Below are 24424 nucleotides of genomic sequence, written 5' to 3'. Positions count from 1 at the left end.
CGGGCGGCATTCTAGCATGCTGGTTTTATGGCGCCAGCGGCGGGGCGGGGGCTTTTGTGCCGGTTTGGTGCAAAGGGTTATTAGACGATTGTCGACAATATCTATTTTTCCTTTGACTGGTTGGCTTGTATTGGCTAGTTTTTGTCGCATTGATTTTCAAGGTGTCGACAATATGCTGGATCAGCTCGATCCCCCCGCCGTGACGCAGGACGATTCGGAAACCTTGTCCGAAAACGTCTTCAGGCGCATTCAGGCGGCCATCGTCAAGGGCGAGATCGCCCCGGGCAGCAAGATTTCCGAGCCGGAACTGGCGCGCACCTATGGCATCAGCCGCGGCCCGCTGCGCGAGGCGATCCACCGCCTGGAAGGCCAGCGCCTGCTGGTGCGGGTGCCCCATGTCGGGGCGCGGGTGGTGTCCCTGAGCCATGCCGAGCTGATCGAGCTTTATGAAATCCGCGAGTCCCTGGAAGGCATGGCCTGCCGCCTGGCCGCCGAACGCATGACCAACGAGGAAATCGACGAGCTGCGCCGGGTGCTCGATACCCACGAGCGCGACGCGGCGTTCCAGGCCGGGGTCGGCTACTACCAGCAGGAAGGCGATTTCGACTTCCACTACCGGATCATCCAGGGCGCGGGCAACCGCACCCTCACGCAGATGCTCTGCGGCGAGCTGTACCAGCTGGTGCGCATGTACCGCATCCAGTTTTCCGCCACGCCCAACCGCCCGCACCAGGCGTTCGCCGAGCACCACCGGATTCTCGATGCCATTGCCGATCGCGACGGCGAACTGGCCGAGTTGTTGATGCGCCGTCACATCGGCGCTTCCAAACGCAACATTGCCCGTCATTACCAGGACGGCGCCAAGCAGACAGCCACTCCACGAGGTGAGTCATGAGTTCCAATAATAAGAGCACTCCAGGCCAGCGCTTTCGCGATGCGGTCGCCAGCGAACGACCGTTGCAGGTGGTCGGCGCCATCAATGCCAACCATGCGCTGCTGGCCAAGCGCGCCGGGTTCAAGGCGATCTACCTGTCCGGTGGCGGGGTGGCGGCCGGCTCCCTCGGCGTGCCGGACCTGGGCATCACCGGGCTCGACGACGTGCTGACCGACGTGCGCCGCATCACCGACGTCTGCGACCTGCCGCTGCTGGTGGACGTGGACACCGGTTTCGGTTCGTCGGCGTTCAACGTGGCGCGCACCGTCAAGTCGATGATCAAGTTCGGCGCGGCGGCGATTCACATCGAGGACCAGGTCGGCGCCAAGCGCTGCGGCCATCGTCCGAACAAAGAGATCGTCTCCCAGCAGGAAATGGTCGACCGTATCAAGGCCGCGGTGGATGCCCGCACCGACGACAGCTTCGTGATCATGGCCCGTACCGACGCCCTGGCGGTGGAGGGGCTGGAGTCGGCCCTGGACCGCGCCGCCGCCTGCATCGAGGCCGGTGCCGACATGGTGTTCCCGGAAGCCATCACTGAGCTGGAGATGTACAAGATCTTCGCCAGCCGGGTGAAAGCGCCGATCCTGGCCAACATCACCGAGTTCGGCGCCACGCCGCTGTACACCACCGAACAACTGAAATCCGTGGATGTTTCCCTGGTGCTGTACCCGCTGTCGGCGTTCCGTGCCATGAACAAGGCGGCGGAAAACGTCTACACCGCGATCCGTCGCGACGGTACCCAGCAGAACGTGATCGACACCATGCAGACCCGCATGGAGCTGTACGACCGCATCGACTACCACGCCTTCGAGCAGAAGCTCGATGCGCTGTTCGCCCAGAAGAAAAGCTGAACCAACCTTTGTAGGAGCGAGGCTTGCCCGCGATGGACGTTAACGACAACGCGCAGCCCCTGATACACCGGGGTGTGTCGATCAGCATCGCGAGCCGCTTCGTTCCTGCGGTGTCGGGGTGAGCCCCGACCCATGAAGTTGCCGATTCCCTAACAAATTCAAGATTGGAGAGAGCAATGGCCGAAGCAAAAGTATTGAGTGGCGCTGGCCTGCGTGGCCAGGTGGCCGGACAGACTGCCTTGTCGACCGTGGGCCAGGCCGGTGCCGGGCTGACCTACCGGGGTTACGACGTCCGCGAACTGGCGGCCGACGCGCAGTTCGAGGAAGTGGCCTACCTGCTGCTGTACGGCGAGCTGCCGACCCAGGCGCAACTGGACGCCTACGCCCAGAAGCTGAGCAAGCTGCGCGACCTGCCGCAGGCGCTGAAAGAAGTGCTGGAACGCATTCCGGCCGACGCCCATCCGATGGATGTGATGCGCACCGGCTGTTCGTTCCTCGGCAATATCGAGCCGGAACAGGACTTCTCCCAACAGCGTGACGTCACCGACCGCCTGCTGGCCGCGTTCCCGGCGATCATGTGCTACTGGTACCGCTTCAGCCACGACGGCAAGCGCATCGATTGTGTGACCGACGAGCCGTGCATCGGTAGTCACTTCCTGCACCTGCTGCACGACAAGAAGCCGAGCGAGCTGCACGTCAAGGTGATGAACGTGTCGCTGATCCTCTACGCCGAGCACGAATTCAACGCCTCGACCTTCACTGCCCGGGTCTGTGCCTCGACCCTGTCCGACCTGTATTCCTGCGTCACCGCGGCCATCGGCTCGCTGCGCGGTCCGCTGCACGGCGGCGCCAACGAGGCGGCGATGGAGATGATCGAGCGCTTCGCTTCGCCGGAAGAGGCGATCAAGGGCACCCTCGGCATGCTCGAGCGCAAGGACAAGATCATGGGCTTCGGCCATGCGATCTACAAAGACAACGACCCGCGTAACGAGGTGATCAAGGGCTGGTCGAAAAAGCTCGCTGACGAAGTGGGCGACAAGGTGTTGTTCCCGGTCTCCGAAGCCATCGACAAGACCATGTGGGAGCAGAAGAAGCTGTTCCCCAACGCGGACTTCTACCATGCCTCGGCGTACCACTTCATGGGCATCCCGACCAAGCTGTTCACCCCGATCTTCGTCTGCTCGCGCCTGACTGGCTGGGCGGCCCACGTGTTCGAACAGCGCGCCAACAACCGCATCATTCGTCCAAGCGCCGAGTACGTCGGCGTCGAGCAGCGCAAGTTCGTGCCAATCGAACGTCGCTGAATGGTGGCTGCTTAAAAAACCAGAGCCCTGCAGGAGCGAGGCATGCCCGCGAAGACGGACTGACATTCACCATTGATGTCGACCGTCAAACCGCCATCGCGAGCAAGCTTCGCTCCTACCGGGGAGCGGTTTCAGCAGCACCACCTTTTGCAATCACCGTGACCGAGTCCTGACGATGAACACTGAATTTCGTAAACCGTTACCCGGTACCCGACTGGACTACTTCGACACCCGCGCGGCCGTCGAGGCGATCCAGCCCGGCGCCTACGACACCCTGCCGTACACCTCGCGCGTGCTCGCGGAAAACCTGGTGCGTCGTTGCGATCCAGCGACCCTGACCGATTCCCTGAAGCAACTGATCGAGCGCAAGCGCGACCTCGACTTCCCGTGGTTTCCGGCCCGCGTGGTGTGCCACGACATTCTCGGCCAGACCGCCCTGGTGGACCTGGCCGGCCTGCGCGATGCCATCGCCGACCAGGGTGGCGATCCGGCCCAGGTCAACCCGGTGGTGCCGACCCAGTTGATCGTCGACCACTCGCTGGCGGTGGAGTGCGGCGGCTTCGACCCGGATGCGTTCGCCAAGAACCGCGCCGTGGAAGACCGGCGCAACGAAGACCGTTTCCACTTCATCAACTGGACCAAGAAAGCCTTCAAGAACGTCGACGTGATCCCGCCGGGCAACGGCATCATGCACCAGATCAACCTGGAGAAAATGTCGCCGGTGATCCAGGCGCGCGATGGCGTGGCCTTTCCCGATACCTGCGTCGGCACCGACAGCCACACCCCGCACGTGGATGCCCTGGGCGTGATCGCCATCGGCGTCGGCGGCCTGGAAGCCGAAAGCGTGATGCTCGGCCGGGCGTCCTGGATGCGCCTGCCGGAAATCGTCGGCGTCGAGCTGACCGGCAAGCTGCAACCGGGCATCACCGCCACCGACATGGTGCTGGCGCTGACCGAGTTCCTGCGCAAGCAGAAGGTGGTGGGTGCCTACCTTGAGTTCTTCGGTGCAGGCGCCGCGGCGCTGACCCTGGGCGACCGCGCGACCATCTCCAACATGGCCCCGGAATACGGCGCCACCGCGGCGATGTTCTACATCGACCAGCAGACCATCGACTACCTCAAGCTCACCGGCCGTGAAGACGAGCAAGTGCAGTTGGTCGAGACCTATGCCAAACAGGCCGGCCTGTGGGCCGACAGCCTGAAAGGCGCGCAGTACGAGCGCGGCTTGCAGTTCGACCTGTCCTCGGTGGTACGTAACATGGCGGGCCCGAGCAACCCCCACGCCCGGGTGGCGACCAGCGACCTGGCGGCCAAGGGCATCGCCGGCCAGTGGGAAGAAGTGCCGGGGCAAATGCCCGATGGCGCGGTGATCATTGCGGCCATTACCAGCTGCACCAACACCAGCAACCCGCGCAACGTGATCGCCTCCGGCCTGCTGGCGCGCAACGCCAACAAACTCGGCCTGACCCGCAAACCCTGGGTCAAGTCGTCGCTGGCGCCGGGTTCCAAGACGGTGGCCATGTACCTGGACGAAGCCGGCCTGACCCACGAGCTGGAGCAATTGGGCTTTGGCGTCGTGGCCTTCGCCTGCACCACCTGCAACGGCATGTCCGGTGCGCTGGACCCGGTGATCCAGAAAGAGATTATCGACCGCGACCTGTATGCCACCGCGGTGCTGTCGGGCAACCGCAACTTCGACGGGCGCATCCACCCGTATGCCAAGCAGGCGTTCCTCGCGTCGCCGCCGTTGGTGGTGGCTTACGCGATTGCCGGGACCATCCGCTTCGATATCGAGAAGGACGTGCTGGGCCTGGATGCCAACGGCAAGGAGATCCGCCTCAAGGACATCTGGCCGAGCGACGAAGAGATCGACGCGGTGGTCAAGGCCTCGGTGAAGCCCGAGCAGTTCCGCAAGGTGTACATCCCGATGTTCGCCATTCACGAAGACACCGGGCCCAAGGTCGAGCCGCTGTACGACTGGCGCGAAATGAGCACCTACATCCGTCGCCCGCCGTACTGGGAAGGCGCCCTGGCCGGTGCGCGCAGCCTGACCGGCATGCGCCCGCTGGCGGTGCTGCCGGACAACATCACCACCGATCACCTGTCGCCGTCCAACGCCATCATGCTCGACAGCGCGGCCGGCGAGTACCTGGCGAAAATGGGCCTGCCGGAAGAGGACTTCAACTCCTACGCGACCCACCGCGGTGACCATCTGACCGCGCAACGCGCGACCTTCGCCAACCCGAAACTGTTCAACGAAATGGTCCAGGAAGGCGGCAAGGTCAAGCAGGGTTCGCTGGCGCGGATCGAGCCGGAAGGTCAGGTCACCCGGATGTGGGAAGCCATCGAGACCTATATGCAGCGCAAGCAGCCGCTGATCATCATCGCCGGCGCCGACTACGGCCAGGGTTCGTCCCGTGACTGGGCGGCCAAGGGCGTGCGCCTGGCCGGGGTGGAGGCCATCGCCGCCGAAGGCTTCGAGCGCATCCACCGCACCAACCTGGTGGGCATGGGCGTGCTGCCGCTGGAGTTCAAGCCGGGCACCGACCGCAAGACCCTGGGCATCGACGGTACCGAAACCTTCGATGTGGTGGGCGAGCGCAAGCCACGCGCGACCCTGACCCTGGTGATCCGGCGCAAGAACGGCGAGCGCATCGAGGTGCCGGTGACCTGCCGTCTCGACACCGCCGAAGAGGTGTCGATCTACGAAGCGGGCGGCGTGTTGCAGCGCTTTGCCCAGGACTTCCTCGAATCGGCTGTCGCCAGTTAAGTGACGTACCGGGGGCGGGCCGCAAGGCGCCGCCCTCGGTCTTTATCAGGACCGAAATCCATGGCTTTCGTAGCGCAAATCAAGATTCCCGCCACCTACATGCGTGGCGGCACCAGCAAGGGCGTGTTCTTCAGCCTGCAAGACCTGCCTGAGGCGGCGCAGCTGCCGGGCGCGGCCCGCGATGCGTTGCTGTTGCGGGTGATCGGCAGCCCCGACCCGTACGACAAGCAGATCGACGGCATGGGCGGCGCCACGTCCAGCACCAGCAAGACGGTGATCCTGTCGAAAAGCATCAAGCCCGACCACGACGTGGATTACCTGTTTGGCCAGGTGTCCATCGACAAGCCTTTCGTCGACTGGAGCGGTAACTGCGGCAACCTGTCGGCGGCGGTCGGTTCCTTCGCCATCAGCAGCGGCTTGGTGGATGCCGAGCGCATCCCGCAGAACGGCGTGGCCGTGGTGCGCATCTGGCAGGCCAATATCGGCAAGACCATCATCGCCCATGTGCCGATGACCAACGGCGCAGTGCAGGAAACCGGCGACTTCGAACTGGATGGCGTGACCTTCCCGGCGGCCGAAGTGCAGCTGGAGTTCATGGAGCCGGCGGCCGAGGAAGAGGGCGCCGGCGGTTCGATGTTCCCCACCGGCAACCTGGTGGACGACCTGGAAGTGCCGGGCGTCGGGACTTTCCAGGCCACCATGATCAATGCCGGGATCCCGACCATCTTCATCAATGCCCGCGACATCGGCTACAGCGGCACCGAGCTGCAGGGCGATATCAACGGCGACCCCAAGGCGCTGGCGATGTTCGAGACCATCCGCGCCCACGGCGCGCTGCGCATGGGGCTGATCCAGCACCTGGACGAAGCGGCCAAGCGCCAACACACGCCCAAGGTCGCCTTTGTCGCCCCGCCGGCGGACTACCAGGCGTCCAGCGGCAAGGCGGTGAAGACTGGGGATGTCGATCTGCTGGTGCGCGCGCTGTCCATGGGCAAGCTGCACCACGCGATGATGGGTACCGCCGCGGTGGCCATCGGCACGGCGGCGGCGATCCCCGGCACCCTGGTCAACCTGGCGGCCGGCGGCGGGGAGCGCAGCGCGGTGCGTTTCGGCCATCCGTCGGGGACCTTGCGGGTTGGCGCCGAAGCCGTGCAGGACAACGGCGAATGGAGCGTGACCAAGGCCATCATGAGCCGCAGCGCGCGGGTCTTGATGGAAGGCTGGGTGCGTGTGCCTGGCGACGCTTTCTAAGGAAAAACCGCTACCCGCAGGAAGCCGCCGACCGGCGCTCCTGCGGGGGATAAAATAAACAGACATAACCCGATCAGCCTGACCTTGAGGATGCAACCCACACCTAACCCTTGATGGAGTGAACAGCCCATGAGCGCCAACGTTGATCTGAACGAACGCCCCGATTACGACCAGGTCCTGCAGGACATTGCCGATTACGTTCTGAACTACCGGATCGAGTCCCACGAGGCTCTGGATACCGCCCGCAACTGCCTGATGGACACCCTCGGCTGCGGCCTGCTGGCCCTGCGCTTTCCCGAATGCACCAAGCACCTGGGGCCGATAGTGGAGGGCACGGTCGTGCCGTTTGGCGCGCGGGTGCCGGGCACCAGTTTCCGCCTGGACCCGGTCAAGGCGGCCTGGGATATCGGCTGCATCGTCCGTTGGCTGGATTACAACGACACCTGGCTCGCCGCCGAGTGGGGTCATCCTTCCGACAACCTCGGCGGCATCCTCGCCGTGGCCGATCACTTGTCGCAAAAGCGTGTGGCCAATGGCGAGGCGCCGCTGACCATGCGCGCGGTGCTCGAGGCCATGATCATGGCTCATGAGATCCAGGGAGTGATCGCCCTGGAGAACTCCTTCAACCGCGTCGGCCTCGACCATGTGCTGCTGGTGAAAGTCGCCTCGACCGCGGTCACCGCCAAACTGATGGGAGCCAACCGCGAACAGCTGCTGGCGGCGCTGTCCCATGCCTTTGTCGATGGCCAGGCGCTGCGCACTTATCGGCATGCGCCGAATGCCGGTTCGCGCAAGTCCTGGGCGGCGGGGGACGCCACGAGTCGTGGTGTGCGCCTGGCGGATATCGCCCTGCGCGGCGAGATGGGCATTCCGGGAGTGCTGAGCGCGCCGCAGTGGGGCTTCTACGACGTGCTGTTCAGCCACACCAACAAGGACCTGGCGCTCAAGCCCGAAGACCAGCGCCGTTTCAGCCTGTCGCAGAAGTACGGCAGTTACGTGATGGAAAACGTGCTGTTCAAGATCAGCTTCCCGGCCGAGTTCCATGCGCAGACCGCCTGTGAAGCGGCGGTGACCCTGCATCCGCTGGTACGCAATCGCCTGCACGAGATCGACAGGATTGTCATCACCACCCACGAATCGGCGATCCGCATCATTTCCAAGGTCGGCCCGCTGGCCAACGCCGCCGACCGCGACCACTGCATCCAGTACATGACCGCCGTGCCGCTGGCCTTCGGCAACCTGGTGGCCGAGCACTATGAAGACGGCTTCCATGCCGCCCACCCGATCATCGATCAGTTGCGCGAGAAGATGCAGATAGTCGAAGAACCGCGCTACACCCGCGAGTACCTGGAGGCCGACAAGCGCTCCATCGCCAATGCGCTACAGGTGTTCTTCAAGGATGGCTCGAGCACCGAGCAGGTGGTGGTGGAATACCCGATCGGCCATCGCCGGCGCCGCGCCGAAGGCATTCCGCTGCTGGAAGACAAGTTCAAGGCCAACCTGGCCACCCGCTTCACGGCCCAGCGTTCGGCGCAGATCTTTGCTCTGTGCAAGGACCAGGCGCAGCTGGAGGCCACGGCGGTGCACCGGTTCGTGGATCTGTTGGTGATCTGAGGGTAGGGCGGACCGTTGGTCCGATCGCGACAAGCTCGCTCCTACAAGATCTTGTAAGCCATGTAGGGGCGAGCTTGCTCGCGATAGCCTTCTATTGGTCAGATAACGCTACTTGAAGCGCCGCTCGACGCCTTTTTCCACGAGGATCTTCGCCGAGATCTCTTCCACCGAGAAATGCGTGGAATTGATGTGCGGAATGTTCTCGCGGCGGAACAGGTTTTCCACCTCGCGCACTTCGAACTCGCACTGGGCATAGCTCGAATAACGGCTGTTGGGCTTGCGCTCGTTGCGGATGGCGGTGAGCCGGTCGGGGTCGATGGTCAGGCCGAACAGCTTGTGCTGGTGGGCGCGCAGGGCGGTCGGCAACTGCAGGCGTTCCATGTCGTCTTCGGTCAGCGGGTAGTTGGCGGCGCGGATCCCGAACTGCATGGCCATGTACAGGCAGGTCGGGGTCTTGCCGCAGCGCGACACGCCCACCAGGATCAGGTCGGCCTTGTCGTAGTAGTGGGTACGGGCGCCGTCGTCGTTGTCGAGGGCGAAGTTCACCGCCTCGATCCGCTCCATATAGTTGGAGTTGCCGCCAATGGAATGGGACTTGCCGACCGAGTACGACGAGTGCTCGCTCAACTCCAGCTCCAGGGGGGCGAGGAAGGTCGAGAAGATGTCGATCATGAAACCATTGGACGTCGCGAGGATCTCACGGATGTCCTGATTGACGATGGTGTCGAAGATAATCGGACGAAATCCGTCCTTTTCGGCGGCAATGTTGATTTGTTGTACCATGGCCCGCGCTTTATCTACGCTGTCGATATACGGCCGCGTGATTTTGCTGAAGGTAATGTTTTCGAACTGCGCCAGGAGGCTCTGGCCGAGGGTTTCAGCGGTGATGCCGGTACCGTCGGAGATGAAGAAAGCAGATCGTTTCATTTGCACCTTGGGCCTTAAGCTAGTGACGAATCTTGGATATGATAGGCGCGATTTGCCGGCCTCCAATGGCCCGCATTCTCACTTATTTTCCAGGTCCAGGCCATACAGCTGGCAAGCGCTCCCCGAGCAGCCGGCTTCTGAGCTTTTCCAACACAGTTAGTGGAGAGATCACCTTGGTAGAGTACGTAGTTTCCCTCGATAAGCTCGGCGTCCATGATGTAGAGCATGTGGGGGGCAAGAACGCATCCCTGGGCGAGATGATCAGTAACCTTGCAGGCGCCGGTGTATCGGTTCCTGGAGGCTTTGCCACGACGGCCCAGGCCTATCGTGATTTTCTCGAATTGAGCGGTCTTAACGACCAGATCCACGCCGCGCTCGACGCCCTGGACGTCGATGACGTGAATGCCCTGGCCAAGACTGGCGCCCAGATCCGTCAATGGATCATGGAAGCCGAATTCCCCGAGCAACTGAATACCGAAATTCGCACCGCGTTCGCCAAACTGTCCGCGGGCAACCCTGACATGGCCGTGGCCGTGCGCTCCTCGGCCACCGCCGAAGACCTGCCGGACGCTTCCTTCGCCGGCCAGCAGGAAACCTTCCTTAATATCCGTGGCGTCGAGAACGTCATTCGCGCCGCCAAGGAAGTCTTCGCTTCCCTGTTCAACGACCGCGCCATTTCCTACCGCGTGCACCAGGGCTTCGACCACAAGCTGGTCGCCCTGTCTGCCGGCGTGCAGCGCATGGTGCGTTCGGAAACCGGTACCGCCGGCGTGATGTTCACCCTCGACACCGAGTCGGGCTTCCGTGACGTGGTGTTCATCACCGGCGCCTACGGCCTGGGTGAAACCGTCGTTCAAGGTGCGGTGAACCCGGATGAGTTCTACGTCCACAAGGGCACCCTGCAAGCCGGTCGCCCGGCCATCCTGCGCCGCAACCTGGGCAGCAAGGCGATCAAGATGATCTACGGCGACGAAGCCAAGGCCGGTCGCTCGGTCAAGACCGTCGACGTCGACAAGGCCGATCGCGCGCGTTTCTGCCTGACCGATGCCGAAGTCAGCGAGCTGGCCAAGCAGGCGATGATCATCGAGAAGCACTACAAGTGCCCGATGGACATCGAGTGGGCCAAAGACGGCGATGACGGCAAGCTGTATATCGTCCAGGCCCGTCCGGAAACCGTGAAGAGCCGCACCCAGGCCAACGTCATGGAGCGTTACCTGTTGAAGGAAACCGGCACCGTGCTGGTGGAAGGTCGTGCCATCGGCCAGCGCATCGGCGCCGGCAAGGTGCGGATCATCAAGGACGTGTCGGAGATGGACAAGGTCCAGGCCGGCGACGTGCTGGTGTCCGACATGACCGACCCGGACTGGGAACCGGTGATGAAGCGCGCCAGCGCCATTGTCACCAACCGTGGCGGCCGTACTTGCCACGCCGCGATCATCGCGCGCGAGCTGGGTATTCCAGCGGTTGTCGGTTGCGGCAATGCCACCGAACTGTTGAAAGACGGCCAGGGCGTGACTGTGTCCTGCGCTGAAGGCGACACCGGTTTCATCTTCGAAGGCGAGTTGGGTTTCGACGTGAAGAAAAACTCCGTCGACGCCATGCCGGAGCTGCCGTTCAAGATCATGATGAACGTCGGCAACCCGGACCGCGCCTTCGACTTCGCCCAGTTGCCGAACGCCGGTGTCGGCCTGGCCCGCCTGGAGTTCATCATCAACCGCATGATCGGCGTGCACCCCAAGGCACTGCTGAACTACGCCGGCCTGCCCCATGAAATCAAGGAAAGCGTCGACAAGCGCATCGCCGGTTACAACGAACCGGTCGGTTTCTACGTCGACAAGCTGGTCGAAGGCATCAGCACCCTGGCCGCGGCGTTCTGGCCGAAAAAGGTCATCGTGCGCCTGTCGGACTTCAAGTCCAACGAATACGCCAACCTGATCGGCGGCAAGCTCTACGAGCCGGAAGAAGAAAACCCGATGCTGGGCTTCCGCGGTGCTTCGCGTTACATCAGCGAATCGTTCCGTGACTGCTTCGAACTCGAGTGCCGCGCCCTCAAGCGCGTGCGCAACGACATGGGCCTGACCAACGTCGAGATCATGGTGCCGTTCGTCCGTACTCTGGGCGAAGCCAGCCAGGTGGTGGATCTGCTGGCCGAAAACGGTCTCAAGCGCGGTGAAAACGGCCTGCGCGTGATCATGATGTGCGAGCTGCCTTCCAACGCGATCCTGGCCGAAGAGTTCCTCGAGTTCTTCGACGGTTTCTCCATCGGCTCCAACGACCTGACCCAGCTGACCCTGGGCCTGGACCGCGACTCGGGCATCATCGCGCACCTGTTCGACGAGCGTAATCCGGCGGTCAAGAAGCTGCTGGCCAACGCCATCGCCGCTTGCAACAAGGCCGGCAAATACATCGGTATTTGCGGCCAGGGCCCGTCCGACCACCCGGACCTGGCCAAGTGGCTGATGGAGCAGGGCATCGAAAGCGTCTCGCTGAACCCGGATTCCGTACTGGAAACCTGGTTCTTCCTGGCCGAGGGGCAGGGTGCGGTCTAAGCGGAATGAAGCACCGGCCAGCCTTCGGGCTGGCCGGGGCTTTGAGATTCAAGTAGGGCGGGCTCCATCTGGAAGCCGCCCTTTTTTGTGCAAGAGCATTATGCAAAGCAGCAGCAACCTATTTCCCGTCGCCTTGATCAGTGCCGAACGTCGAGGCGACCTGAGTGAAGACGTCTATCGCCTGAAGCCCGGCAACAGCCCGGACACCACGGTCGAGCTGGCCGTCACCCGCCTGGGAATGGCGGACGAGCCCGAATCCCGTGGCGTGCCGGTGATCCTGCTGCACGGCAGTTTCTCCAATCGGCGTTTCTGGTATTCGCCCAAGGGCATCGGCCTGGGCGCGTATCTGGCGCGCATGGGCTTCGATGTATGGATCCCCGAGATGCGTGGCCACGGCCTGTCGCGACGTAATGCCGACTACCGCAAGAATCGCGTCGCCGACTATGCGCAATACGATCTGCCGGCCATCGGCGCTTTCGTGCGGGAACAAAGCGGCCAGGTTCCGCACTGGATCGGCCATTCCCTGGGCGGCATTACCTTGGCGGCGGCCCTGGGCGGCCAGTATCTGGGAGAGCCGGCAGTGGCGTCGGCGGCGTTGTTCGGTTGTCAGGTCAGCCGCACCTATTGGCCGTTGAAAATCCCGGCGGTGGAGTGGGGCGGTCGTTTCATTCTCAAGCGGTTTGCCCAGTTGTCCGGCTCGCGGCTCAAGCGCGGTCCCGAGGACGAACCCATTGGCCTGGCCCTGGAAGGCATGCGTTGGTATGGGCTGTTCGGGCGTTTCGGGGATGGGCAGAAGGACTGGTGGGCCGGTTTGTCCGATGTTTCGCTGCCGGTATTGGCAGTGAGCGCGGCCGGGGATCATCAGGATCCGACCTGGGCCTGCCGCAAGTTGTTTGACCAGTTGAGTTCCGATCACAAACAGTTTGTCTGCCTGGGGCGCGAACAAGGGTTCAGCGGCAATTTCGGCCACGTCGAGATGCTGGTGAGCAAAGCCGCCCAGGCCGAAGTCTGGCCTTTGGTGGCGCGTTGGTTGAAGGATCAGCAGAGCCCGTTGTTGGCATCGAGTGCCGAACTGGCTGCCGCGAGTTGAGTTCAGAAGGCTCTGACAAGAGCATTTCGTTCCGCTGCGCTTGCGGCTAAGATATGACGCATTGAGCGGTTTTGGTCACATTCGGTCGCTGGTTCGGTATCCTGTTCGTGCTCATTGCCCCTGCTGAAATTGGCGTATGGTGGGGGCTGCATGGGGATCGAGGGCTAAGGCAAGGTGTTGAACATTTGCCGCCAGCGCTCGTCACTCAGCATGAACCCTGCGAGTTCCGACACCGCGACGTGTTCTTTCCATTACAGGAGTTTCTCGATGAATCATTACCTCACTCCCGACCTGTGCGACGCCTACCCGGATCTGGTACAGGTGGTTGAACCGATGTTCAGCAATTTCGGTGGTCGCGACTCCTTCGGCGGCGAAATCGTGACCATCAAGTGCTTCGAAGACAACTCGCTGGTCAAGGAACAGGTCGAGCTCAAGGGGCACGGCAAGGTGCTGGTGGTCGACGGTGGCGGCTCCCTGCGCCGCGCGCTGCTGGGTGACATGCTGGCCGAGAAGGCCGCCAAGAACGGTTGGGAAGGGCTGGTGATCTACGGCTGCATCCGTGACGTCGATGTCATCGCGCAAACCGACCTGGGTGTTCAGGCGCTGGCCAGCCATCCGATGAAAACCGACAAGCGCGGCATTGGCGATCTCAACGTGGCAGTGACCTTTGCCGGGGTGACTTTCCGTCCGGGCGAATATGTCTATGCCGACAACAATGGCGTGATCGTTTCGCCAAGCCCACTGAAAATGCCTGAATAAGCAGTCGACCAAGCAAGGGATGAGGATGTTCGAGGAAGACAACGCGCAATGGGGGCTGGTACATGCCCTGGTGCTGGATGGTAAAGGTGGTGCGCGTGCAATTGCCCGAACTGAACTGGACGACCTGCAGCTGCAAGCCCATGAGAGCCTCTGGCTGCATTGGGATCGCAGCCATCCGCAAACCCAGACCTGGCTGCGTAAATCCAGCGGTCTGAGCGAGTTCAGCTGTGACCTCCTACTCGAAGAAAACACCCGGCCGCGCCTGTTGGCGCTGCCGGATTCCGAGTTCCTGCTGTTTTTACGCGGCATCAACCTCAACCCCGGCGCCGAGCCGGAGGACATGGTTTCGGTACGCATCTTCGGTTCGGCCCAGCGAGTGATCTCCCTGCGCCTGCGGCCATTGCGCGCGACCGATGAGCTGCTGGTGCAACTGGGCGAAGGCAAGGGACCCAAGACCGCCTCCGAACTCATCCTTTATATGGCTGAGTACCTGACTCATAAGGTGCAGGATCTGGTCAGCGACCTGTCGGAAGTGGTCGATGCCGAGGAAGAAAAACTGGATGCCGACGAACGGTATACCCCCGAGCACAGCAACATTCTGCAGATCCGTCGACGGGCTGCCGGACTCAAGCGTTTCCTCGCTCCGCAGCGGGATATTTTCGGTCAACTCAGCCGCATCAGGCTGCCTTGGTTCGCCGATGACGATGGCGATTACTGGAACGAATTGAACAACAGCCTGACCCGCTACCTGGAAGAGCTCGAATTGACCCGAGAGCGCGTGGGGCTTGTGCTGGAGGCCGAAGACCGGCGCCTGAGCGTGCGCATGAACCGCATCATGTTTCGCTTCGGGATCATCACCGGGATCTTTCTGCCAATGAGTTTTCTGGCCGGCTTGCTGGGGATCAACGTCGGAGGAATCCCGCTTTCCAACAGCCCCTACGGGTTTCTGGTGGCCTGCCTGTTGATGGCGCTGGTAGCGCTGGGACAATGGTGGTTATTCCGACGTTTGCGCTGGGTCTGATCATGAACTATGTGACCCGGGGAATTTTGATCGCGTCTTTCACAGACATATCGAGAGGTGCGTATGCACGATCCGTTTGAACAGTCGTTGCGTGACATGCTCAAGGCCACACCGTCCACCCGGGACGACGATGCGTGCCTGGGCCGCGTACTGAAAACCGCCAACCGGCAGGTGGGGGCGGGCGATCTGTTCAGCCTGCTCGGCCGCTGGTTGCCGGCGCTGATGATTGCTCTGAATAACGGATCGGCCCATATCTCGCCGGTTTCCCGTCGTAAACCTACTGCTCGCACTGCTGATAAGGCTGATTGAATATGGAACTTGATCTCTGGACTCAGAGCCTCGTCACTGCGATGACTGCGTTGTGGACCAAGGTAGCGAACTTCATTCCCAACCTGTTTGGCGCGCTGGTCGTGCTGCTGTTGGGGTTCGTGGTCGCCAAACTGCTTGATACCCTGCTTTCCAAACTGCTCGCCAAACTGGGCCTGGACCGCTTGATGGGCGGTACCGGTTTGACCAAACTGCTGTCTCGTGCGGGCCTGCAGGTGCCGATTTCTACCTTGATCGGTAAAATCGTGTATTGGTTTGTTTTACTGATTTTCCTGGTTTCTGCTGCAGAATCCCTTGGCCTGGAGCGGGTTTCGGCTACGCTCGACATGCTGGCGCTGTATTTACCGAAGGTTTTCGGGGCCGCGCTGGTGCTGTTGGTGGGGGTATTGCTGGCGCAACTGGCCAATGGGCTGGTGCGTGGAGCGGCCGAAGGGGTTGGTCTGGATTACGCCAGTGGCCTGGGGCGAATCGCCCAGGGGCTGGTGATCATCATCAGTATTTCCGTTGCGATCAGTCAGTTGGAGGTCAAAACCGACCTGCTCAACCATGTGATCGTGATCGTTTTGATTACCGTTGGTCTGGCTGTTGCCTTGGCCATGGGGTTGGGAAGCCGGGATATTGCCGGTCAGATTCTTGCGGGAATCTATGTGCGTGAGTTGTATCAGGTTGGGCAACAAGTGCGAGTTGGCGAGGTCGAAGGGCAGATCGAGGAGATCGGCACGGTTAAGACTACACTGCTGACCGATGAGGGTGAGCTGGTCTCTCTCTCCAATCGGATCATGCTGGAGCAGCATGTAAGTAGCCGCTAACCCGGCAAACCCTGCTAATGTATGCCGCCGCAAAATGCCCTTGCCTGGGCTGCGGTGGACATTGACCTGACTGTCGGCCCGACTCGTTTTGAATAAAGCCCAATCGCTATCCACGCGCTATGACCCCCGTGAGCTCTCTGACGAGGAGTTGGTTGCGCGCTCGCACACGGAGCTGTTTCATGTGACGCGTGCGTATGAAGAGTTGATGCGACGCTATCAGCGAACCCTCTTCAACGTTTGTGCACGTTATTTAGGGAACGATCGTGATGCTGATGATGTCTGTCAGGAGGTGATGTTGAAGGTGCTGTATGGCCTCAAGAACTTCGAGGGGAAATCGAAGTTCAAGACATGGCTCTATAGCATCACGTACAACGAATGCATCACTCAGTATCGGAAAGAACGGCGCAAGCGTCGCTTGATGGATGCGTTAAGTCTTGATCCCCTCGAGGAAGCGTCTGAAGATAAGGCGCCGAAACCTGAGGAAAAGGGCGGACTTGACCGCTGGTTGGTGCATGTGAACCCGATCGATCGGGAGATTCTGGTGCTACGATTTGTCGCAGAACTGGAGTTCCAGGAGATCGCAGACATCATGCACATGGGGTTGAGTGCTACGAAAATGCGGTACAAGCGTGCGCTTGATAAATTGCGTGAGAAATTTGCAGGCATTGCTGAAACTTAGTTCGGCGCAAATATCTCTTACGTCTAGGTAAGTTCTGATAGACTTACCGCCGAGTTGTCCCCCGGTATGTGGGACTGCTTTACAATCACCAGATGGGGATTTAACGGATGAAACTGAAAAACACCTTGGGCATTGCCATTGGTTCTATTGTTGCCGTGACTTCGTTCGGCGTTCTGGCGCAAGGCCAAGGCGCGGTCGAGGGTGAACTGTTTTACAAAAAACAGTACAACGACAGCGTTAAGCACATCGAAGACGGCTTCAACCCAGGCGCTCGTATCGGCTACTTCCTGACCGATGACCTGTCGTTGGACCTGAACTACGACAAAACCAACCACACCCGTTCGAACGACGGCACTGGCAACCAGAAGATCAAAGGTGACACCGGCAGCCTGCTGGCTACCTACCACTTCGGTCAAGCTGGCGTGGACTCCCTGCGTCCATACGTTTCGGGTGGTTTCGGTCACCAGAGCCGTACCAACGTCCTGGCTGACGGCCACAGCGGTCGCGACCAGTCGACCCTGGCTATCATCGGTACCGGTGTTAAGTACTACTTCACCGACAACCTGTTCGCTCGTGCCGGCGTTGAAGCCGACTACGCAATGGACAACGGCAAGTGGGACTACTCCGCTCTGGTTGGTCTGGGTGTGAACTTCGGCGGCAACGCTGGCAAGGTTGCTCCAGCTCCTGCTCCAGTTCCAGAGCCAACTCCAGAACCAGAAGCTCCGGTTGCTGAAGTTGTTCGTGTTGAGCTGGACGTGAAGTTCGACTTCGACAAGTCGGTCGTTAAGCCTAACAGCTACGCTGACATCAAGAACCTCGCTGACTTCATGAAGCAGTACCCACAAACCACCACCGTTGTTGAAGGTCACACTGACTCCGTCGGTCCTGACGCTTACAACCAGAAACTGTCTGAGCGTCGTGCAAACGCCGTTAAGCAAGTTCTGACCAGCCAGTACGGTGTTGAGTCGAGCCGCGTTCAATCCGTTGGTTACGGTGAGTCCCGCCCAGTTGCTGACAACGCAACTGAAGCTGGCCGCGCTGTAAACCGTCGCGTAGAGGCGCAGGTTGAAGCACAAGCTCAACAAGCTCAGTAATCTGTAGCTTGCAGCTTTGAAAAACCCGGCCTAGGCCGGGTTTTTCTTTGTCCGCGATTTGTTGAAAGAGCCTGGCGTCAGGCCGAAAGTGCGGCCGCCAGGGCCGCCTCGGAAAGGGCCGGCAGTTGTGCGCCGCAAGCGGCCACCTCGCCAACCACCAGGATGGCCGGGCTTTTCAGCTGGAAGGTATGGGCATCGTCCTGCATGGTGTGCAGATCGCTCCGGCACAGGCGCTGCTCGGGCAGGGATGCATTTTCGATCATGGCCACCGGGGTATGCGGCGCCAGGCCGCCAGCAATCAGCTGTTCACGTATCTCGCCCAGTTTGGCCACCCCCATATAGATCACCAGCGTTGTGCCGCTCTGCGCCAGGGCCTGCCAGTTGAGGCTGCTGTCGTCCTGGGTATGGGCCGTCAGCAGGGTGACGCCACGGGCAACACCGCGCAGGGTCAGCGGGATCCCGCACTGGGTAGCTCCCGCCAGGCCGGCCGTGATGCCGTTCACCAGTTCCACCTCGACGCCACGTTCCTGCAGCCACTGCGCTTCCTCACCGCCACGGCCGAAGATGCATGGATCGCCACCCTTGAGGCGTACCACGCACTTGCCATGCCGGGCGTAGCGCAGCATCAGCCGATGAATGAACGCTTGGGGCGTCGAGCGGCAGCCGCCGCGTTTACCCACGGCAATGACCCGTGCCTGGGGGCAGTGCTCGAGCACCGCCGGATTCACCAGATCGTCGATCAGCACCACATCGGCTTCGCCCAGGGCCCGCACGGCCTTGAGGGTCAGCAGTTCAGGGTCGCCAGGGCCCGCACCCACCAGCCAGACTTTTGCGCTCATGTTTGTTTCCTCACAGGGGGATTGCGACGGGCTGTGCCGAGCTGGCCAGCAGACGTTTGATTTCGGGGACGCAGGAGCCGCATTGAGTGCCGCAGCCCAGTTCCTGTTTCAGGCCATCGAGGTCCAGGCCGCGGGAGATCCCGGCACAGACTGCGCTCTGGCTGACGTTCTTGCAGTTGCACAAGGTCTTGCCACTCGCGGCGATCAGCCCGGCGGCCCCCGGTGGCGCGCTCATTGGCGCCAGCAGCCAGCGACGCAGTTGCTCATCGGCCTTGCCTTCCAGCCACAGGTTCTGCAGCCAGTGCTGGGCCAGGGTTTCACCGGCCAGGCGAATGGCGGTGATCCGTCCCTGTTCGACACGTACCCGCTTGCCGATGGAGCGCCGCGGATCGTCATAGGCCAGTACCGGGCCTTCGTTGAGCCCCAGCAACTGGTCGATGTCCTTGAGCAACTGCGCTGCCGGCGCCTTGGCATTGGCCACCCGCAGCAGCAGGGCCGGGCGTTCGCGACCGGCCAGGCTCAGGCTGACGTAGGCGAAGCTTTCGCAGAGCGGGCGCAAGGCTTCGAAATGCCGCTGCACGTCGCCTTCGATCAGGGCGAACAGCTGCCACGGCAGCTGGACCGGCTCCAGGCGCACGCCGCTGTGCTTGAGTTCCGGCTGTTTGGACAGCGGGTCGAACGCCGGCTGGGTCACGGCATTGACGCCACCCTTGAGGAACCGGTCGCCCCAATGCATCGGCAGAAAAGCCTGGCCCGGGCGCACGCTGTCGTCATCCGCCACGGCGACTATCACGCTGCCGCGCCGGCTTTTCAGCGACACCAGATCACCCGCCTGCAGGTTCTGCCGGCGCAGTTCGTCCGGGTGCAGGCTGAGAACTGCTTCGCTGACGTGCCCGAACAGCTGCGCCGCGGTGCCGGTACGGCTCATGCCATGCCATTGATCGCGCAGGCGGCCGGTGATCAGGGTCAGAGGGAAGCGTGCATCACGTTGTTCCTTGGCCGCGCGATACGGGTCGCTGATGAAGTGTGCCCGCCCGCTGGCGGTCGGGAAGCGGCCGTCAACGTACAGCCGCGCTGTCCCTTGTTCGGCACCGGCGGGGAAGGGCCATTGCTGCGGACCCAGTTGGTCGATCAGCGCGTGACTGATACCGGAAAGGTCCAGGTCGCGGCCGCGGGTCAGCAGTTTGTACTCATCGAACAGCTGGGCAGGCGTATCCAGGGCGAACAGGCTGGGCTGTTGCGGGCGCAGGCGCTGTTCCAGGCGCCGGGCGAAATCCAGGGTGATGGCCCAGTCCGGGCGTGCTTCGCCTGGCGCCGCCACGGCGCGGCGCACATGGGAGATGCGCCGTTCCGAGTTGGTCACGCTGCCTTCCTTCTCGCCCCAACTGGCGGCGGGCAGCAGCAGGTCGGCAAAGGCCGCGGTCTCGGTGGTGCGAAAGGCTTCCTGCAGGACCACGAACGGGCAGGCCAGCAAGGCCTCCCGCACCGCGTTCTGGTCGGGCAGCGACTGCGCCGGGTTGGTGCAGGCGATCCACAGTGCCTTGATCTTGCCGCCGCGCAGTTGTTCGAACAGCTCGATCGCGGTCAGGCCGGGGTTGGCTGGCAATTGCTCGATGCCCCAATAGGCCGCGACTTCAGCCCGATGCTCCGGGTTGGCCGCCTCCCGGTGCCCCGGCAGCAGGTTCGACAGGCTGCCGGTTTCCCGGCCACCCATGGCATTCGGCTGGCCGGTGAGGGAGAAGGGGCCGGCCCCGGGGCGACCGATCTTCCCGGTGGCCAGGTGCAGGTTGATCAACGCGCTGTTTTTCGCGCTGCCGGCACTGGACTGGTTCAGCCCCATGCACCACAGCGACAGGAAGCTCGGCGAGGTGCCGACCCATTCGGCACACTGGCGCAGTTGCTCGACGCTGATGCCGCACAGCTGCGCGACCATATGCGGGGTGTAGTCGTGGACCAGGTTCTTCAGCTCGGCCAGGCCTTCGGTATGCGCCTGGATGAAGTCACGGTCGATCCAGTCCTGCCACAGCAGCAGATGCAGGATCCCGTGGAACAGCGCGACATCGGTGCCGGGCAGGATCGCCAGGTGCAGGTCGGCCAGGTCGCAAGTGTCGGTGCGCCGTGGGTCGATGACGATCACTTTCATCTGCGGCCGCAGGCGTTTGGCCTGTTCCAGGCGGCGGAACAGCACCGGATGGGCGTAGGCCATGTTGCTGCCGACGATCATCACGCAGTCGCTCAGCTCGAGGTCTTCGTAGCTGCAGGGCGGGGCGTCGGCGCCCAGGCTGCGTTTGTAGCCGACCACCGCCGAGGACATGCACAGCCGCGAATTGCTGTCGATGTTGTTGGTGCCCACCAGGGCCCGGGCCAGTTTGTTGAAGGCGTAGTAGTCCTCGGTGAGCAATTGCCCGGAGATATAGAAGGCCACGCTGTCCGGGCCGTGTTCGGCGATGGTTTCGGCAAATAGGTTGGCCGCGTGCTCCAGCGCGGTGTCCCAGTCGGTGCGGCTGCGCGCCAGGGCCTTGCCCAGGCGCAACTCCGGGTACAGGGCGCGGGCTGCGAGGTCGCCGGTCAGGTGCAGGGTGGAACCCTTGCTGCACAGTTTGCCGTGGTTGGCCGGGTGGCTCGGGTCGCCACTGACGCCGAGGATGCGTTCGCCGTCGTGCTCGATCAGCACGCCACAGCCAACGCCGCAGTAACAGCAGGTCGAGGCGGTCGTCTGGCGGTTCATCAGCCGGCATCCCGCAGGGCCAGCAGCACGCGGCCGTTTTCCACCCGCGCCAGATGGTGATGGGCGCAACCGATATCCGGTGCCTGCGCTTCTCCGGATTCCAGGTCGATCTGCCAGTTGTGCAGCGGGCAGGCGACCTTCTTGCCGTAGATCAGCCCCTGGGACAGCGGTCCGCCCTTGTGCGGGCAACGATCGTCGAGGGCGAAGACTTCGTCGTCGCTGGTGCGGAAGATCGCGATGTCGCCCTTGGGGCCGTTGACGATGCGCGAGCCCAGGGCGTTGATCTCGTCCAGGGCGCAGATATCCAGCCAGTTCATAGCGGCACCTCCAGTTGCTTGACGCGGATCGGCTCGAACTCTTTTTTCAGCAGCGGCTGTTCCAGGCGCTCCTTCCACGGGTCCTGTTCGAAGGACAGGGCGAACTGCAGGCGCTCGTTGAGGGCCTTGCGCCGTTGCGGGTCTTCGATGATGGCTTGCTTGATGTGCGCCATGCCGACCCGTTGCAGGTAGTGCACGGTGCGCTCCAGGTAGAAGGCTTCCTCGCGGTACAACTGCAGGAAGGCGCCGTTGTATTCGCGTACCTCGTCGGCGGTTTTCAGCTTGACGAAGAACTCCGCGACCTCGGTCTTGATCCCGCCATTGCCGCCGATGTACATCTCCCAGCCCGATTCGACGCCGATGATGCCGACGTCCTTGATCCCGGCCTCGGCGCAGTTGCGCGGGCAACCGGAGACCGCCAGCTTGACCTTGTGCGGCGACCACATGTTGAACAGGTCGTGCTCCAGTTCGATGCCCAGCTGAGTGGAGTTCTGCGTGCCGAAGCGGCAGAACTCGCTGCCGACACAGGTTTTCACGGTGCGGATGGACTTGCCGTAGGCATGGCCGGAGGGCATGTCCAGGTCCTTCCAGACCCCGGGCAAATCCTGCTTCTTGATGCCCAAAAGGTCGATGCGCTGGCCGCCGGTGACCTTGACCATCGGCACCTGGTACTTGTCCGCCACGTCGGCGATGCGCCGCAGTTCGGAGGGGGTGGTGACGCCGCCCCACATCCGCGGCACCACCGAATAGGTGCCGTCTTTCTGGATGTTGGCGTGGGCCCGTTCGTTGATCAGGCGCGATTGCGGATCGTCCTTGGCCTCGCCCGGCCAGGTGGAAATCAGGTAGTAGTTCAGCGCCGGGCGGCAGGTGGCGCAGCCGTTGGGCGTGCGCCAGTTCAGGTAGCTCATGGTGCCGGCGATGGTCAGCAGGTGCTGTTCGCGGATCGCCTGGCGGATCTGCCCGTGGTTGAGGTCGCTGCAACCGCAAATGGCTTTCTCGCTTTTCGGCTTGACGTCGGCCGCGCCACCCACGGTGTTGATCAGGATCTGTTCCACCAGGCCGGCGCAGGAGCCGCAGGAGCTGGCGGCCTTGGTGTGCTTCTTGACCTCATCGACGCTGAACAGGCCATGCTCCTGGATCGCCTTGACGATGGTGCCCTTGCACACGCCGTTGCAGCCGCAGACTTCGGCGCTGTCGGCCATGCTCATGGCCTTGTCCTGGCCCTGGTGGCCGACATCGCCCAGGGCGTTCTCGCCGAACATCAGGTGGTCGCGGATCTCGCCGATGACGTGGTTCTCGCGGATCTGCCGGAAGTACCAGCCGCCGTCGGCGGTGTCGCCGTACAGGCAGGCGCCGACCAGGACGTCGTCCTTGATCACCAGCTTCTTGTACACGCCACCGATGGGGTCGGAGAGGGTGATGGTCTCGGTGCCTTCGCCGCCCATGAAGTCGCCGGCGGAGAACAGGTCGATGCCGGTGACTTTCAACTTGGTCGAGGTCACCGAACCCTGGTAGCGGGCGAAGCCCAGTTGCGCCAAGTGGTTGGCGCAGACCTTGGCCTGTTCGAACAATGGCGCCACCAGGCCGTAGGCGATACCGCGGTGGCTGGCGCATTCGCCGATGGCATAGATGCGCGGGTCGTAGGTCTGCAGGGTGTCGTTGACCAGGATCCCGCGGCTGCACGGCAGGCCGGCTTTTTCCGCCAGCTCGGTATTGGGCCGGATGCCGGCGGCCATCACCACCAGGTCGGCGGGGATGATGTCGCCGTTCTTGAATTGCACCGAACCGACCCGGCCATTGCCTGAGTCATACAGGGCCTGGGTCTGTTCGCTCAGGCGGAACTTCAGGCCGCGGCTTTCCAGGGCGGTTTGCAGCAGCTGGCCGCTGGTCTTGTCCAACTGGCGCTCCAGCAGCCATTCGCCGATGTGCACCACGGTCACGTCCATGCCGCGCAGCATCAGGCCGTTGGCGGCTTCCAGGCCGAGCAGGCCGCCACCGATGACCACCGCGTGCTTGTGGGTCTTGGCGGTGTCGATCATCGCCTGGGTGTCGGCGATATCGCGGTAGCCGATCACGCCCTGCAGATCGTTGCCGGGAATCGGCAGGATGAACGGGGTCGAGCCGGTGGCGATCAGCAGGCGATCGTATTCGGCTTCGCTGCCGTCTTCGGCGATCACCCGGCGCTTGACCCGGTCGATCTCCACCACCTTGCGGTTGAGCAGCAGCTTGATGTTGTTGTCCAGGTACCAGCTCAGGTCGTTGAGCACGATCTCTTCGAAGGTCTGTTCACCGGCAAGTACCGGGGAGAGCAGGATGCGGTTGTAGTTGGTGTGGGGTTCCGCGCCGAAGACCGTGATGTCGTACAGCTCATTGCTCAGCTTGAGCAGCTCTTCCAGGGTGCGTACCCCGGCCATGCCGTTGCCGATCATCACCAGCTTGAGTTTCTTCATTTCGCTCTCCGCGTAGACAGGCCGTCGGGTATGCCGGGCCTGGCTCGATAAACGTTGCGCAAACAAAAAAGGCGTCCCGCCAGTTGCCTGGCAGGACGCCTTTGTCCG

General features: G+C 62.4%; 19 protein-coding genes. 14 read left to right on the top strand and 5 right to left on the bottom strand.

All coding sequences use genetic code 11. The annotated features are described in order from the left end of the window. The first annotated feature begins 172 nt into the window (after positions 1–172). From NRG23_RS09800 to prpD, 6 genes are all read left to right on the top strand, one after another. A complete protein-coding gene (locus NRG23_RS09800; RefSeq protein WP_009047896.1) occupies positions 173–895 on the top strand; it encodes a GntR family transcriptional regulator in 723 nt (240 codons plus the stop codon). Beyond that, complete coding sequence (gene prpB, locus NRG23_RS09795; protein WP_016704988.1) at positions 892–1788, top strand: methylisocitrate lyase; 897 nt, start codon at positions 892–894, stop codon at positions 1786–1788. Before NRG23_RS09800 ends, prpB begins: the two co-directional genes overlap by 4 nt. 176 nt (positions 1789–1964) lie before the next feature. Then, positions 1965–3092, top strand: a complete 1128-nt coding sequence (prpC, locus tag NRG23_RS09790) for a 2-methylcitrate synthase (protein WP_025804288.1) — start codon at positions 1965–1967, stop codon at positions 3090–3092. Positions 3093–3267: 175 nt separating this feature from the next. Next, positions 3268–5862 carry a Fe/S-dependent 2-methylisocitrate dehydratase AcnD gene (gene acnD, locus NRG23_RS09785; protein WP_257374575.1) on the top strand — a complete coding sequence of 865 codons (2595 nt, stop codon included), beginning with the start codon at positions 3268–3270 and terminating at the stop codon, positions 5860–5862. A gap of 60 nt (positions 5863–5922) precedes the next feature. After that, positions 5923–7113: a 2-methylaconitate cis-trans isomerase PrpF gene (gene prpF, locus NRG23_RS09780; RefSeq protein ID WP_257374574.1), complete on the top strand. Its 1191-nt coding sequence runs from the start codon at positions 5923–5925 to the stop codon at positions 7111–7113. 129 nt (positions 7114–7242) lie between these two features. After that, positions 7243–8727, top strand: a complete 1485-nt coding sequence (prpD, locus tag NRG23_RS09775; protein ID WP_016704984.1) for a 2-methylcitrate dehydratase — start codon at positions 7243–7245, stop codon at positions 8725–8727. A 108-nt stretch (positions 8728–8835) separates the two neighbouring features. Here prpD and NRG23_RS09770 read toward each other — a convergent pair whose 3' ends face one another. Then, positions 8836–9654: a pyruvate, water dikinase regulatory protein gene (locus NRG23_RS09770; protein ID WP_007927505.1), complete on the bottom strand. Its 819-nt coding sequence runs from the start codon at positions 9652–9654 to the stop codon at positions 8836–8838. A gap of 173 nt (positions 9655–9827) precedes the next feature. On the opposite strand from NRG23_RS09770, the gene ppsA reads away from it, so the two are divergent. The 8 genes from ppsA to NRG23_RS09730 all read left to right on the top strand — a co-directional run bounded on the left by ppsA (position 9828) and on the right by NRG23_RS09730 (position 17982). After that, positions 9828–12203, top strand: coding sequence for a phosphoenolpyruvate synthase (ppsA, locus tag NRG23_RS09765; RefSeq protein ID WP_009047902.1), 2376 nt, complete (start codon positions 9828–9830; stop codon positions 12201–12203). A gap of 100 nt (positions 12204–12303) precedes the next feature. Next, entirely contained in the window at positions 12304–13293 is a 990-nt protein-coding gene (locus tag NRG23_RS09760; protein ID WP_028682000.1) for an alpha/beta fold hydrolase, read from the top strand. Positions 13294–13560: 267 nt separating this feature from the next. Next, positions 13561–14052, top strand: a complete 492-nt coding sequence (gene rraA / locus NRG23_RS09755) for a ribonuclease E activity regulator RraA (protein ID WP_009042919.1) — start codon at positions 13561–13563, stop codon at positions 14050–14052. A gap of 25 nt (positions 14053–14077) precedes the next feature. Further along, positions 14078–15073: a zinc transporter ZntB gene (locus NRG23_RS09750; RefSeq protein WP_009042920.1), complete on the top strand. Its 996-nt coding sequence runs from the start codon at positions 14078–14080 to the stop codon at positions 15071–15073. Between the two features lie 63 nt (positions 15074–15136). After that, positions 15137–15382: a hypothetical protein gene (locus tag NRG23_RS09745; RefSeq protein WP_007927518.1), complete on the top strand. Its 246-nt coding sequence runs from the start codon at positions 15137–15139 to the stop codon at positions 15380–15382. Positions 15383–15384: 2 nt separating this feature from the next. Continuing rightward, positions 15385–16209 carry a mechanosensitive ion channel domain-containing protein gene (locus tag NRG23_RS09740; RefSeq protein ID WP_007927520.1) on the top strand — a complete coding sequence of 275 codons (825 nt, stop codon included), beginning with the start codon at positions 15385–15387 and terminating at the stop codon, positions 16207–16209. Between the two features lie 88 nt (positions 16210–16297). Continuing rightward, complete coding sequence (sigX, locus tag NRG23_RS09735; protein ID WP_009042922.1) at positions 16298–16888, top strand: RNA polymerase sigma factor SigX; 591 nt, start codon at positions 16298–16300, stop codon at positions 16886–16888. Between the two features lie 107 nt (positions 16889–16995). After that, complete coding sequence (locus NRG23_RS09730) at positions 16996–17982, top strand: OmpA family protein (protein WP_007927525.1); 987 nt, start codon at positions 16996–16998, stop codon at positions 17980–17982. Between the two features lie 77 nt (positions 17983–18059). Here NRG23_RS09730 and cobA read toward each other — a convergent pair whose 3' ends face one another. From cobA to nirB, 4 genes are read right to left on the bottom strand one after another with little or no spacing between them, the layout of a single operon-like run. Beyond that, positions 18060–18821 carry a uroporphyrinogen-III C-methyltransferase gene (gene cobA, locus NRG23_RS09725; protein WP_028682001.1) on the bottom strand — a complete coding sequence of 254 codons (762 nt, stop codon included), beginning with the start codon at positions 18819–18821 and terminating at the stop codon, positions 18060–18062. Between the two features lie 10 nt (positions 18822–18831). Beyond that, positions 18832–21549: a nitrate reductase gene (locus NRG23_RS09720; protein ID WP_257374573.1), complete on the bottom strand. Its 2718-nt coding sequence runs from the start codon at positions 21547–21549 to the stop codon at positions 18832–18834. Continuing rightward, positions 21549–21866, bottom strand: coding sequence for a nitrite reductase small subunit NirD (gene nirD / locus NRG23_RS09715; RefSeq protein WP_009047906.1), 318 nt, complete (start codon positions 21864–21866; stop codon positions 21549–21551). Before nirD ends, NRG23_RS09720 begins: the two co-directional genes overlap by 1 nt. Beyond that, positions 21863–24316, bottom strand: coding sequence for a nitrite reductase large subunit NirB (gene nirB / locus NRG23_RS09710; protein WP_257374572.1), 2454 nt, complete (start codon positions 24314–24316; stop codon positions 21863–21865). Before nirB ends, nirD begins: the two co-directional genes overlap by 4 nt. Positions 24317–24424: the final 108 nt, after the last annotated feature.

Origin of the sequence: Pseudomonas sp. T8 (genome assembly GCF_024610635.1) — a bacterium.
GTDB lineage: Bacteria > Pseudomonadota > Gammaproteobacteria > Pseudomonadales > Pseudomonadaceae > Aquipseudomonas > Aquipseudomonas chlororaphis_I.
Note: the sequence above shows the minus strand (reverse complement) of the source record. Positions and strands in the feature narration are given on the sequence as shown.